The sequence below is a fragment of the Actinomadura napierensis genome (genome assembly GCF_039529375.1).
Taxonomy (GTDB): domain Bacteria; phylum Actinomycetota; class Actinomycetes; order Streptosporangiales; family Streptosporangiaceae; genus Spirillospora; species Spirillospora napierensis.
The window spans coordinates 1-11877 of sequence record NZ_BAAAMR010000103.1 but is presented as its reverse complement, the minus strand read 5'-3'; the positions used below and the strand labels follow the sequence as shown (position 1 = coordinate 11877).

General features: G+C 72.1%; 15 protein-coding genes. 4 read left to right on the top strand and 11 right to left on the bottom strand.

Annotation, left to right across the window (positions count from 1 at the left end):
- Positions 1-7: 7 nt before the first annotated feature.
- A complete protein-coding gene (locus ABD296_RS38705) occupies positions 8-652 on the top strand; it encodes a TetR/AcrR family transcriptional regulator (RefSeq protein WP_344279500.1) in 645 nt (214 codons plus the stop codon).
- Complete coding sequence (locus ABD296_RS38700; RefSeq protein WP_344279497.1) at positions 603-905, top strand: hypothetical protein; 303 nt, start codon at positions 603-605, stop codon at positions 903-905. The genes ABD296_RS38705 and ABD296_RS38700 overlap by 50 nt, the downstream gene beginning before the upstream one ends.
- Here the strand turns inward: ABD296_RS38700 and ABD296_RS38695 are convergent.
- The 8 genes from ABD296_RS38695 to ABD296_RS38660 form a co-directional block, all read right to left on the bottom strand.
- Positions 897-1397, bottom strand: a complete 501-nt coding sequence (locus ABD296_RS38695; RefSeq protein WP_344279494.1) for a GNAT family N-acetyltransferase — start codon at positions 1395-1397, stop codon at positions 897-899. The genes ABD296_RS38700 and ABD296_RS38695 overlap by 9 nt on opposite strands.
- Before the next feature lie 125 nt (positions 1398-1522).
- Positions 1523-1780 (bottom strand): hypothetical protein, encoded by a 258-nt coding sequence (locus ABD296_RS38690; RefSeq protein WP_344279491.1) that lies wholly within the window; start codon positions 1778-1780, stop codon positions 1523-1525.
- Between the two features lie 40 nt (positions 1781-1820).
- The gene (locus ABD296_RS38685) at positions 1821-3032 is read right to left on the bottom strand and encodes a hypothetical protein (protein WP_344279488.1); all 1212 of its coding nucleotides are present in this window, start codon (positions 3030-3032) and stop codon (positions 1821-1823) included.
- On the bottom strand, positions 3022-3738 hold the full coding sequence (locus ABD296_RS38680; RefSeq protein WP_344279485.1) for an ABC transporter permease: 717 nt from the start codon (positions 3736-3738) through the stop codon (positions 3022-3024). The genes ABD296_RS38685 and ABD296_RS38680 overlap by 11 nt, the downstream gene beginning before the upstream one ends.
- Before the next feature lie 7 nt (positions 3739-3745).
- Positions 3746-4657 carry an ABC transporter ATP-binding protein gene (locus tag ABD296_RS38675; RefSeq protein WP_344279482.1) on the bottom strand — a complete coding sequence of 304 codons (912 nt, stop codon included), beginning with the start codon at positions 4655-4657 and terminating at the stop codon, positions 3746-3748.
- Positions 4658-4709: 52 nt separating this feature from the next.
- Entirely contained in the window at positions 4710-5588 is an 879-nt protein-coding gene (locus ABD296_RS38670) for an ABC transporter permease (protein ID WP_344279479.1), read from the bottom strand.
- Complete coding sequence (locus tag ABD296_RS38665; protein ID WP_344279476.1) at positions 5585-6628, bottom strand: ABC transporter ATP-binding protein; 1044 nt, start codon at positions 6626-6628, stop codon at positions 5585-5587. The genes ABD296_RS38670 and ABD296_RS38665 overlap by 4 nt, the downstream gene beginning before the upstream one ends.
- A gap of 63 nt (positions 6629-6691) precedes the next feature.
- Positions 6692-7648 (bottom strand): DUF389 domain-containing protein, encoded by a 957-nt coding sequence (locus ABD296_RS38660; protein ID WP_344279473.1) that lies wholly within the window; start codon positions 7646-7648, stop codon positions 6692-6694.
- A 120-nt stretch (positions 7649-7768) separates the two neighbouring features.
- Between ABD296_RS38660 and ABD296_RS38655 the strand changes: the two genes are divergently transcribed.
- On the top strand, positions 7769-8572 hold the full coding sequence (locus tag ABD296_RS38655) for an HNH endonuclease family protein (protein ID WP_344279470.1): 804 nt from the start codon (positions 7769-7771) through the stop codon (positions 8570-8572).
- 28 nt (positions 8573-8600) lie between these two features.
- On the top strand, positions 8601-8909 hold the full coding sequence (locus ABD296_RS38650) for a hypothetical protein (protein ID WP_344279467.1): 309 nt from the start codon (positions 8601-8603) through the stop codon (positions 8907-8909).
- Positions 8910-8927: 18 nt separating this feature from the next.
- Here the strand turns inward: ABD296_RS38650 and glmM are convergent, their stop codons facing one another.
- The 3 genes from glmM to rplM all read right to left on the bottom strand — a co-directional run bounded on the left by glmM (position 8928) and on the right by rplM (position 11518).
- Positions 8928-10271, bottom strand: a complete 1344-nt coding sequence (glmM, locus tag ABD296_RS38645; RefSeq protein ID WP_344279464.1) for a phosphoglucosamine mutase — start codon at positions 10269-10271, stop codon at positions 8928-8930.
- 187 nt (positions 10272-10458) lie between these two features.
- On the bottom strand, positions 10459-10971 hold the full coding sequence (gene rpsI, locus ABD296_RS38640) for a 30S ribosomal protein S9 (RefSeq protein WP_344279460.1): 513 nt from the start codon (positions 10969-10971) through the stop codon (positions 10459-10461).
- 94 nt (positions 10972-11065) lie between these two features.
- Positions 11066-11518, bottom strand: coding sequence for a 50S ribosomal protein L13 (gene rplM, locus ABD296_RS38635; RefSeq protein WP_344279457.1), 453 nt, complete (start codon positions 11516-11518; stop codon positions 11066-11068).
- Positions 11519-11877: the final 359 nt, after the last annotated feature.

The following is an 11877-nucleotide window of genomic DNA, read 5'->3' as shown; positions in this document are numbered from 1 at the left end:
CCCGCACATGCCGGACGGACGGGGCGCGGCGCGCGAGGAGGCGATCCTGCACGCCACGCTGGAACTGGTCGCGGAGATCGGCTACGACCGGATGACCATGGACGCGATCGCCGCGCGCGCCCAGGCCAGCAAGGCGACCATCTACCGGCGCTGGCCGGGCAAGGCGGAGCTCGTCGTGGCGGCGGTGCGCGGCCATGCCGGGCCCGCCGCGCTGACGCCGCCGGACACCGGAGTCCTCCGCGACGACCTGCTCGGGGTGCTGCGGCTGATGCGCGACGGCCTGCTCGCGCAGGACGCCGCGCTCATCCTCGGCCTGATGATCGCCATGCACCGCGACCCGGCGCTGGCCGACGCGGTGCGGGCCCGGTTCGTCCGCGACAAGCACGCGATGTTCGGCGCGGTCATCGCGCGCGCCGCCGACCGCGGGGATCTCCCGGCGAGGGTCGACGACGCGCTGTTCACGGAGATCAGCTCGTCGATGCTGTTCTCCCGTCTCTTCGTCGCCGGCGAACCGCTCGACGACGCCTTCGTCCACCACCTGGTCGACGACGTGCTCCTCCCGCTCCTCGACCACCGGACCGGCCAGAACCAGGGAGTATCCGATGTGGCAGACGATCCTTCTCAGCGGCCTCGGCGGGGTGCTGGGCGGTAACGCCCTCCCGCACTTCGTCCGGGGCATCACGCGTGAGCGCTACCCGAACCTCACCGGCAACGGCCCGCTGCCCAACCTCGTCGCCGGCTGGGCCGGGCTCGTCCTCGCGGCGCTGCTCGTCCACTGGTCCGATCCTGGGCGGCATCCCGGCTGGGCGTTCGGGGCCGCGGCCGTCGGCGTGCTGCTGATCGGGCTGTTCCACGCGGGCCCCGGCGCCTTCGGCCGCGCCGAGCAGCCCGAGACCTCAGCCTGACGCGGGGGCCGTGGCCGGCCAGGTGATCTCGTAGTACTTCCGGGCGTCGTCCTCGGCGACCGGCCGCATGCCGGCGGCGGACATGACGTGCTGGGACGCGAGGTTGCCGCGGTCGGTGTCGCCCTTCACCGACGCGACGCCGCGCTCCCGGGCGAAGCGGAGCAGGCCGCGCAACGCCTCGGCGGCATAGCCGTGGCCCCGCGCCGCCGCGACCAGGTCGTATCCGACCGTGACGGTGCCGTGCGCGTCGGGGGCCGCGTGGAAGCCCGCGCCGCCGATCGCGCGTCCGCCGTCGCGGAGCCGGATCTCGTAGGCCCCGAACGGCTGCGGGTCGCCGGCGGCGGCGCACACGTCCAGGTAGCGCCGGGCGCCCGCGATGTCCATGTCCATCGGGTAGCCGCCGTCCGGGGCGGGGCCGCGCTCCACGAGCCGCTCCGCTTCGGCGACGGTGAAGGGGTGCAGAACCAGCCGTTCGGTTACGAGGTCGTCCATATGGCGCAGAACTACCAGGTTGGGCCCGGGAGGGGCACCTGGTTTTCCGTGCCTGCGGGCTCAGGGCGTTGGGGCGTCCGGGGTCAGGGAGTCGAGCCAGTGGACGAGCCGGGCGCCCTCGCGGGTCATGATCTCGGGGTCGCGCAGGGCCAGGCGAGCAGCAGCCGGATCACCCGGCCGGCCTCCGCGTCGAGGGTGCCGTCGGCACGCTTGTCCACTTCGACGGCCAGCGTGCCGGTGGGGCTGCCATAGCGGGCGGCGACGTCGCGGCCGCTCATCCAGGCCTCGATGAGGCCCTTGAGGCGGTCGCGCGGGTCGGGCAGCCGGTCCAGCCCGCCGGTGAGCTCGTCCAGCCGCGCGGCGCACCAAGCCTGCGCTGGCACGCGAGGCCGGTCCGGTGCACACCGCACTGGGCCGGACGGGTCAGGTGTGCTGGAGGGCGCGGAACGCGTCGGTCCAGGCACGGTTCCGTCCGGGCAGGCCGCCGGAGGGCTGGACGGTGTACGGGCAGAAGAGGCTGTTGAGCAGCCACGGGGTCTTGTCCGGGCCGAAGTCGCGCACCATCGCGGCGTCCTGGCCCACTCCGTAGGTCGCGACGGCGAGCCGGCCCGTCCGGCGGAAGCGGTCCATCTGCTCCCACAGGAAGGTCCTGTGGGCCGCGAACCAGGGGCTCATCGCCAGGAGGTCGTCCCACTGCCGCTGCGGGAAGGGGTGGTCGATCGCGTTCTTCAGCACACGCCACACCGGCGTACCGCGAGGCACCGAGTAGCGGTCGGCGAAGGCGGGGGCCACGGGATCGCTCAAGTGCTTCTTCCAGAGGAGTACCAGCGAGAACTCCGTAGCCAGGAATCTCTGCTCGGGACGCATCCGCGGCAGGACGTAGTCGAGGTAGCGCTGGCCCGCGGCGGGAGCCGGCAGGTGCGGATGGATGTCGACGCCGTCGATGGACGGCGTTTCCCGTACGAACCTCATCCACCGCTCGGCGGCGGGCGTACGCCACGCGGGCCGGTCGAGGTGGTTCAGAGCGCCCATGTAGAGGCGGGTCTTGCACTTGTCCCCGAAGTGCTCGGCCCGGTAGGCGGTGACGTGCCGCGCGATGGTCTCGTAGAAGTCGTTGAGCCGGTCGCCTCGGTCGGCGGCCCGGGTCTCGATGAACGGTTCGTTCCCGATCGCCAGGATGTCGACCCGGTTCAGGACGACCGGCAGCACCTTGTCCAGACGCTGGAGCTCGGCCGCCATCGCGGTACTGCCGGGGACGGGGAGGGGCCTGCGGTCGAAGGGGAACTTCAGCGACAGGACGGTCCCGTATCCCCTGCCAGCGGCCGTCAGCAGCGCCCCGATCGCGGGCCGGCCTTCCGGCGGTCCCTGCTCCGCGTCGGGCATGGGGAAGAACCCGCGCAGCCAGGTCGCCGAGACCGCCTGGAGTTCGGCGAACGTCATTGTGCTCGGGTCGCCGTTGAAGTTCGCGCCGAGAACCCCTTCCGGAGGCGGCGCGGTGACGTGGCCGGCCTGCGGCGAGCCGCCGCCGTCTCCGGCCGGTGCGCCGCAGCCCGCCGCGCCCGCGGCGGCCAGCCCCACGGCACCGAGCAGGCCGCGGCGCGAGATTCCCGTCCCCGTCTCGCCCCTACTCCGCACTGGCGATCGTCAGGGAGCGCAGGCGGAAGGCCGCCAGGAACGCGGCGCCCACCGTGACGATCACGAGCAGCGGGATCGCGACGCCGAGGTCGACCGACGAGGTCACCGGCGAGGCGGGCGTCAGGGCGTCGGTGACCGACAGGGCCCACTGCTGGATGGACGCCGACTTCGCGCCGGGCGCGAAGCTGCCCAGCAGCGATTCCCAGACCAGCGCGTACAGCAGCCCGATCGTCACCGCGTTGCGGCTCATCACCGCGAGGGCGACGAACACCGCGCTGTAGGCGACGCCGCCGACCAGCACGCCCACGGTGAAGGCGGGCGCGAGCTGCGCGGTCGTCCCGGTCAGCACCAGCCCGGCCAGCAGGGTCGGGACGACCGAGAACGCCGCCACCAGGACGATCGCGACCGCCAGCTTCGTCAGCACGATCACCTGGCGCGGGATCGGCTTGGTCAGCACGTACATGATCTGGCCGTCGTCGATCTCGGGGCCGATCACCCCGGTGCCGGCGATCAGCGCGAGCAGCGGCAGCAGCGTCGCCAGGCCGAACTTCTGCAGCACGTTCGCCGAGACGTCCAGGTCGTTCTGGCCGGTCCAGCGCAGCACCACGGCCAGCACCACCAGCAGCAGCGGCAGCGCGAGCAGGAGCAGCGCGCGCCGCCGGCCGAGCATCGCCCGGAAGGTGATCATCGCGATCGTGCCGTTCATCGGAGCATCACCGTGCCACCAGGTAGGAGAAGACGCTTTCGAGGGACTCGTCGGCCGGGGAGACCTCCCACAGCCGCACGCCGGCGTCCCGGGAGACCTGCGGGAGCAGCCAGGTGAAGCGCTGGAAGTCGACCGCCTCGACGCGCAGGCCCTTCTCGGTGAGCTGGACGCTGCGGGCCGAGCCGTCGGCGATGACCGCGGCGGCGAGGCCGCGGTCGTCGGACGAGCGGACGAGGAAGATGTGCGGCCGGTCGGTCATCAGCCGGCGGATCTTGCGGAAGTCGCCGGACGCGGCGTGCCGGCCCGCGACGATCACCTCGATGTGCCCGGCGAGGCGCTCGACCTCCTCCAGGATGTGCGAGGAGAACAGGATCGTGCGGCCCTCGTCCGCCATCCGGGTGATCAGGTCCATCAGCTGGAGGCGCTGGCGCGGGTCCATGCCGTTGAACGGCTCGTCCAGCAGCAGGACGGGCGGGTCGTGCACGAGCGCGGACGCCATCTTGATCCGCTGCTTCATGCCCTTGGAGTAGTTGCCGATCGTCCGGTCCGCCGCGTACGCCATCTCGACCCGGTCGATGGCCTGGCGCGCGGCGGCCTTCGGGTCGGGCAGCTTGTGCAGCTTCGCCATCGACAGCACGAACTGCTCGCCGGTCAGGAAGTCGTAGGCCGACTCGCGTTCGGGGACGAGCCCGAGCCGCCGGTAGATGCCGGGGTTCTGCCAGATGGGATCGCCGTCCAGGGTGATCGTCCCGGAGGAGGGGGCGAGGAACCCGCCCATCATGTGGATGAGCGTGGACTTCCCGGCGCCGTTCGGGCCGAGCAGCCCGGTGACGCCCGGGCCGATCGTCATCGACACGCCGTTGACGGCGACGACGTTGCCGTACCAGCGGGAGACCTTCTCCAGCCTGATCTCGCTCATGCCCTGCTCCTTCGAGGGGGGACGACCCCCCACGCCCCCCGGTTCGCTCCGCTCATGACAGCCCCGCCTTCCGGAACCGGCGGTACAGGACCGCGACCGAGCCGACGACGATGGCGGCGCACAGCGCGAGCGCGACCACGCCGCTGAGCGTGCCGGACGGCACGTCCACCGCCGACCGCTGCTGCCCGAGCAGCCGCACCTGGACGATGTCGACCAGGTTGAACGGGGCGAGGACGCCGATCCAGCCGGCCAGGGTGAAGTTGGTCTGGTGCTCGGCGATGCCCTGGATGATCAGCGTGAACGCGCTGGTGACCATGTAGACGGCGATGACGGCGGCGACGCCGAGGCCGCGGCGCGGGGTGAACGCGGCGACGACCATCCCGATCGCGGCGAGCACCAGCGCGAACACCACGCAGCCGGCGAGGCCCGCCAGGTAGTGCAGGAACTGGTGCCAGGAGCCGGGCACCTTCGTCACGAGGCCGCCGATGTACAGCACCGTGACGGGCACCGCCATCAGCGCGAACAGCGCGGTGGCGAGCGCGCCGAGCTTGGCCAGCACGAAGTCGAGGTGGCCGACCGGGCGGGAGAAGTACAGCGGGACGACGTGGAAGCGGATCTCCCGGGACGCCAGCACCGGCGCCTGCGTGGCCAGGAAGATCGCGATGATGACCTGGAGCGTCACCGCGTAGGAGGAGTAGCGGATCAGCGCCTCGGGCCGGTTGGCGACCGCGACGACCGCGACCGACCCGGCGGCCGGCAGCAGCATGATCGCGGCGAGCAGGAACGGCATCACCTTGGTCCGGGCGGGCCGTCCGAGGCCGAAGGCGGCGCGCAGGTTGTGCACGTACAGCGACCGCATCACGTAGGCGCGGCCGCTGCGGCGGCCCTCGTAGTGGCGGTAGCCGATGTCGTGGATGGTGCTGGTGCTCATCGCGGGCCTCCCTGCGGAGCGCCGGGCGGCATCGGGACGGACGGGACGCCCGGCCCCGGCGGCGCGGGCGGCGGCACCCCCGGCGGCCCGGGTGGACCGGCGGCCCCCGGCGGTCCCAGCGGGCCGGGCGGGACGGTCTGGGCGGGCACGGTCTGGAAGACCTCTTCGATGTGGTGGCGGCGCTGCTCCATCCGGATCAGCCGCAGTCCGAGGTCGGCGACGCCGTCCCGGACGAGGTCGTAGGTCGTCTCGCCGGCGATGTCGACGACCAGGAACCGGCCCTCCGGGTGCACGGACACGCCCTGGTCGTGCAGGTGCCGCCCGAGCCGGTCGCGGCCCTCGTCCACCTCGACGGTGAGCACGCCGCTCTCGGCGGTGTAGGCCTCGACGGCCTGGGAGCGCAGCAGCTTCCCGCCGTCGATGATGACCACGTGGTCGCAGACGCGTTCCAGCTCGCCCAGCAGGTGCGAGGTGACCAGCACGCTGATGCCGAACTCGGCGCCGATGCGCCGGATCAGCTCGAGCATCTCGTCGCGCCCGGCCGGGTCGAGGCCGTTGGTGGGCTCGTCCAGGAAGACCAGCTTCGGGTCGTGCACGAGGGCCTGCGCCAGCTTCACCCGCTGCCGCATGCCGGTCGAGTAGCCGCCGATGGGACGGTAGCGCTCCTCGTACAGCCCGACGTGGCGCAGGGTGTCGGCGGCGCGCTCGCGCGCGGCGGTCGGCGGCAGGCCGCACATCCGCGCCATGTGCACGACGAACTCCGTCGCGGACACGTCCGGCGGGAGGCACTCGTACTCGGGCATGAACCCGACGCTCTCGCGGATCCGCACGCCCTCGCGGGCGATGTCCATGCCCAGCACGGTCGCGGTGCCGGCGGACGGGGGCTGCAGGCCGAGCAGGATCTTGATCAGCGTGGACTTGCCGGCGCCGTTGGCGCCGACGAGCCCGACCACGCCCGGCTCGACGGCGACCGTCAGGTCGTCCAGGGCGGTCACCCGGGGGAACCTCATCGTCAGGCCCTGGGTGGCGATAATCGGCATGTCCCCGAACCTAGCGGCTGTGCGGAGCCGCGGCGTCACCCTTAGGTGCTACGCCGATGCGCCTTAAGTCGACCGTTCGGCCGCCGATCGGCCCCTCTGGCGGAGGACCACGCTCCAGACGGCCCGCTGCAGGAACAGCGTCACCGTCCCCGCGATGATCATCCCGGCGAAGTTGACGCCGAGCTGCTCCAGCGACCCGGTGATCTCGGTGCCGTGCCGGAGCGCCAGCGCGACCGCGAGGTTGCCGGCCGCCGGCACGGTGGTGACGGAGATGAAGACCCCGACCAGCGCCGAGGACTTCCCGGCGGTCAGCGACAGCACCCCGGCGGCGCCGGCCAGCAGCGCGACGATGAACGACCAGCGGTCCGGGCTGTAGATGAACGCGGTGAGCGGCCGGTGCGCGGGCAGCCGGTCGGTCTCGATGACGCCGATCCGCTTGCTGACCAGCGCGCACACGTAGGTGATGACGATGGCGGCGGCGAACCCGATGACCAGCGCCTTCACCGCCTGCCAGATCCGCTGCGGCTGGCCCCGGAACAGCCCGTAGCAGATCGCCGCGACCGCGGCGAACTCCGGGCCGAGCACCATCGCGCCGACCACCAGGACCGGCGAGTCGATCAGCGCGGCGATCGCGGCCAACTGCGTGGCCAGCGCGAGGAACGCGATGAACGACCAGGTGAGGATCGTCCCCTCGGTGACCTGCCGGTCGAACTCGTCCCAGACGACCGCGTCGTCGCCGTGGCCCGGCGCCCGCCGCTCGGCCCGCTCGGCGACCTCCGACATGGACAGGTCGATGTTCTCGATCGCGATGGACCCGTCCTTGTCGATGCCGAGCGCCTGCAGCGCGTCGAGCACCTCGTTGGCGGACTCGCGGGCGATGTCGGCCTGGACGAGGTCGCCGCGCGGAGAGCGCGCGGCGCCGGGGAAGACGACGACGTTCGTGGCGCCGGCGCAGTCCGACAGGGCCGCGCACACGGCGTCCGTTCGGTCCGGCGGGACGATCGCTCTCAGGTGCAGCACCCGCCACATGCTGCCGTAAAAGCCCGGTGAACGTGGCGCCGACGCGAGTCCGTACGATTTGATCGTTTATTTACCCGCTTCTGGGTGAAAGACGACAGAAAACTTCCAGGTGGTGACGGCATGACGCGTTGGGAACGGGTTCGGCGGGACCGGGGCCGGACGGCCCTCGCCGCGGCGGTGCTCGTCGTCGCGGTCCCGCTCGCCGCCTCCGGCTGCAAGGGCGGGGACCTGAGCGCGGTCGACCCGACCGGCTCCAAGAGCGGCGGATCCGGGCCGGCGGCGAACGACGGGCACGCGGTCAGCCCGCTAGACAACCCCGACGGCACCAAGCCCGGCCTCGCCGCCATCACCTCCTCCGGCGACCGCTCCAAGGCGCGCGCCCTCATCGAGAAGGTCGACACCAAGGGACGCGGCCCGAAGACCGGCTACGACCGCGACGAGTTCGGCTACGCCTGGATGGACGGCGCGCCCGACGTCCCGTTCGCGCACAACGGCTGCGACACCCGCAACGACCTGCTCAAACGCGACGGGCAGGACATCGACTACCGGTCCGGGTCGAACTGCGTGATCATGTCGCTCACGCTGGACGACCCCTACTCCGGCAAGACGATCCACTGGAAGAAGTCGCACGCGACCACCATCCAGATCGACCACGTGATGCCGCTGTCGTACGACTGGCAGATGGGCGCGTCGCGGTGGACGAAGGACAAGCGCGAGTCCATCGCCAACGACCCGCTGAACCTCATCCCCGTCGACGGCCCGCTCAACGGCGCCAAGAGCGACTCGGGCCCGGCGTCATGGCTGCCGCCGAACAAGCGCGTCCGGTGCTCCTACGCCGTCCGCATCGCGCAGGTGTCGGTGAAGTACAAGCTGCCCGTGACCTCCGCGGACAAGCAGAAGATGCTCGAACTGTGCGGCGGGTGACGCCGGGCCGCCCCAATATGCTCGTCCAATGAGCAACGAACCCGACCGCCCCGACGAAGAGAACCCCGACAAGCCGCGCGTCCGCACCGAGCGCGGAGTCGGCGCCCGCGCCACCGGCGCCGAGGTGACCGGCGCGTCCGCGACCGGCCTCACCCTGCGCCTCGGCAACGGCCTCGGCTCCCTCGCCATCGGCTCCATGGCGCTCGGCGCGATCGCCATCGGCGCCGTCGCGATCGGCAAGCTCGTGGTGAAGCGGGCGATCATCGGCCATCTGGAGGCCGGCACCGTCGAGATCAGGCACCTCAAGGTCGGGCGCCTGGAGATCGACGAACCCTGATCCAGGCGCCCGCCCCGGCTACCCCAGGAGGTCGCGGACGGAACCGGCCAGGCGCTCGGCGACGGCCTGCGCCTGGTCGTGCGACGCCGCCTCCACCATCACCCGCACCATCGGCTCGGTGCCGCTCGGCCGGATCAGCACCCGGCCCGTCTCGCCCAGCTCGGCCTCCGCGTCCGCGACCGCCGACGCCAGCGCCGGATCGGTCTTCGCGCGCCCCTTGTCGACGCCCCTGACGTTGATCAGCACCTGCGGCAGCCGGGTCATCACCTTCGCCAGCTCGTCCAGCGGACGGCCCCGCCGCACCATCGCGGCGAGCAGGTGCAGGCCGGTCAGCACGCCGTCCCCGGTCGTCGCGTGGTCCAGCATGATCACGTGGCCGGACTGCTCGCCGCCGAAGCCGAACCCGCCGTCCTTCATCGCCTCCAGCACGTACCGGTCGCCGACGGCGGTCTCCACGACCGCGATCCCGGCCTCCCGCATCGCCAGCTTGAAGCCGAGGTTCGACATCACCGTCGCGACCACCGTGCCGGCCGCCAGCGCGCCCGCCTCCCGCAGGTCCAGCGCCAGGATCGCCATGATCTGGTCGCCGTCCACCACCTCGCCCGACGCCGTCACCGCCAGGCACCGGTCGGCGTCCCCGTCGTTGGCGATCCCCGCGTCCGCGCCGTGCTCGCGGACCGCCGCGCACAGCGCCTCCAGATGCGTCGACCCGCAGCCGGAGTTGATGTTCAGCCCGTCCGGCGCCGTCCCGATGGTGATCACCTCGGCGCCCGCGCGGCGCAGCGCCTCCGGCGCCACCTCGCTGGACGCGCCGTTCGCGCAGTCCACCACCACGCGCAGCCCGTCCAGCGACACCGGCACCGTCCCCAGCAGGTGCGCCACGTACTGCTCGACCGCGCCGTGCGCCTCCCGGACCCGGCCGACGCCCGCGCCCGTCGGCGGCTCCCACGCCGCGCCGAGCCGCGCCTCGATCCGGTCCTCGACCTCGTCCGGCAGCTTGTAGCCGCTGTTGTCGAAGAACTTGATCCCGTTGTCCGGCGCCGGGTTGTGCGACGCCGACAGCATCACCCCGACGTCGGCGGCCAGCTCGTGCGTCAGATGCGCGACCGCCGGCGTCGGCAGCACCCCGAGCCGCAGCACGTCCACGCCCGAGCTCGCCAGCCCGGCCACCACCGCCGCCTCCAGGAACTCGCCCGAGGCCCGCGGGTCGCGCCCGACCACCGCCATCGGCCGGTGCCCCCGGAACGCGCCCTGCTCGCCGAGGACCCGCGCCGCCGCGACGGACAGGTCCATGGCCAGCGGGGCGGTCAGGTCGCGGTTGGCGAGCCCTCGCACGCCGTCGGTCCCGAACAGACGAGCCACAGTTCAACTCCCGGAAAGACGAAAAAGACCGCGCGGGCGGTCCGGAACGGGTGCGCGCCCCGTCCGCCCCTGCGGTCAAATCTAGTGGGCCGGGCCCTGCGAACGCGGACGAGCCGCCGCACCCGGTGCGCCGCCCGTGCGGGGCGGGCGCGGAAAAGCCACGGGATGCGGCGGCTCGTGCCGTCGATCAGCGCTTGCTGTACTGCGGAGCCTTGCGGGCCTTCTTGAGGCCGGCCTTCTTGCGCTCCGGCACCCGCGCGTCGCGGGTGAGGAACCCGGCCTTCTTCAGCGCCGGGCGGTGCTCGATGTTCGCGAACTGCAGCGCGCGGGAGATCCCGAGGCGCAGCGCGCCGGCCTGGCCGGTGGTGCCGCCGCCGTTGACCCGCGCCAGCACGTCGAACTGGCCCTCCAGGCTCAGCAGCACGAACGGCTCGTTCACGATCTGCTGGTGGACCTTGTTCGGGAAGTACTCGTCCAGCGTATGGCCGTTGATCTTCCACTGGCCGGTGCCGGGGACGATCCGGACCCGCGCGATGGCCTGCTTGCGGCGGCCGGTGCCCGCGGCCGGGCCGGTGGCGACCGGCTGGCCCAGGAAGCTCTCGCCGGCGGCCTCGGGGGTCTCGGTGCTGTACTCGGACGGAGCGTCCTCGAAGGACTCGAGGTCGGCGCCCTCGGCGGGCGTCTCGGTGGACTCGGTCACGCTTCTCCTCAGGTGGTGTTCTGGCCAGGGCGGCAGGCCCGGTGATCCCGGGCGCCCCGGCGGCCTCTGCGGCGCGCGCGGTCGCGCGTCCGCGCTACTTCGCGGTCTGGCTGATCTGGGTGATCTCGAACGGGACCGGCTTCTGCGCCTGGTGCGGGTGCTCCGGACCGGCGTAGACCTTCACCTTCCCGAACATCTTCCGGCCGAGGGAGGTCTTGGGCAGCATGCCCTTGATCGCCTTCTCGACCGCCCGCTCGGGGTGCTTGGCCAGCAGGTCGCCGTAGGCCATCGAGCGCAGACCGCCCGGGTAGCCCGAGTGCCGGTAGGCCTTCTTCTGCTCCAGCTTGTTGCCCGACAGCGCCACCTTCTCGGCGTTCACGATGACCACGAAGTCACCGGTGTCGAGGTGCGGGGCGTAGATGGGCTTGTGCTTACCCCGAAGCAGCTGCGCGACCTGACTGGCGAGACGGCCCAGCACGACATCGGTCGCGTCGATGACGTACCACTGACGCTGTACGTCAGCGGGCTTAGGGGTGTACGTGCGCACGGTCGTCAGCCTTCGTTTCTCGTCGACTTCACAGCGGATATCCTGCTCGCGCCGATCAGGACTGTTGGATCTCCGACCTGGCGCTCCGGGAGGCCGGGGCCCGTGACACACGCACCCGTCCCTGGGACGGACGCGCTCGGGGCGCACCGACACGTCGTTGCGATTCGTCTCCCGCCCGAACAGGCGTCGACGCATACAACAAACCCGCAGGATACCCGTGCTCGCACGCGCGGGTCAAAACGCGGATCGGCAATCTCCCAGCCGCCTACCAGTATGCAGTATTTCCCAGGGGGGCGACCCCCTGGAACCCCCGTTGCGGCCGACAGGCCGTTTCTCCGCTCCGCTGGCGCTCCGCGGTG

Bases quoted from the DNA above. Each gene is read 5' to 3' on its own strand.
- ABD296_RS38705 (WP_344279500.1), top strand. From the start codon at position 8: ATGCCGGACGGACGGGGCGCGGCGCGCGAGGAGGCGATCCTGCACGCC.
- ABD296_RS38700 (WP_344279497.1), top strand. From the start codon at position 603: ATGTGGCAGACGATCCTTCTCAGCGGCCTCGGCGGGGTGCTGGGCGGT.
- ABD296_RS38695 (WP_344279494.1), bottom strand. From the start codon at position 1,397: ATGGACGACCTCGTAACCGAACGGCTGGTTCTGCACCCCTTCACCGTC.
- ABD296_RS38680 (WP_344279485.1), bottom strand. From the start codon at position 3,738: ATGAACGGCACGATCGCGATGATCACCTTCCGGGCGATGCTCGGCCGG.
- ABD296_RS38675 (WP_344279482.1), bottom strand. From the start codon at position 4,657: ATGAGCGAGATCAGGCTGGAGAAGGTCTCCCGCTGGTACGGCAACGTC.
- ABD296_RS38670 (WP_344279479.1), bottom strand. From the start codon at position 5,588: ATGAGCACCAGCACCATCCACGACATCGGCTACCGCCACTACGAGGGC.
- ABD296_RS38665 (WP_344279476.1), bottom strand. From the start codon at position 6,628: ATGCCGATTATCGCCACCCAGGGCCTGACGATGAGGTTCCCCCGGGTG.
- ABD296_RS38655 (WP_344279470.1), top strand. From the start codon at position 7,769: ATGACGCGTTGGGAACGGGTTCGGCGGGACCGGGGCCGGACGGCCCTC.
- ABD296_RS38650 (WP_344279467.1), top strand. From the start codon at position 8,601: ATGAGCAACGAACCCGACCGCCCCGACGAAGAGAACCCCGACAAGCCG.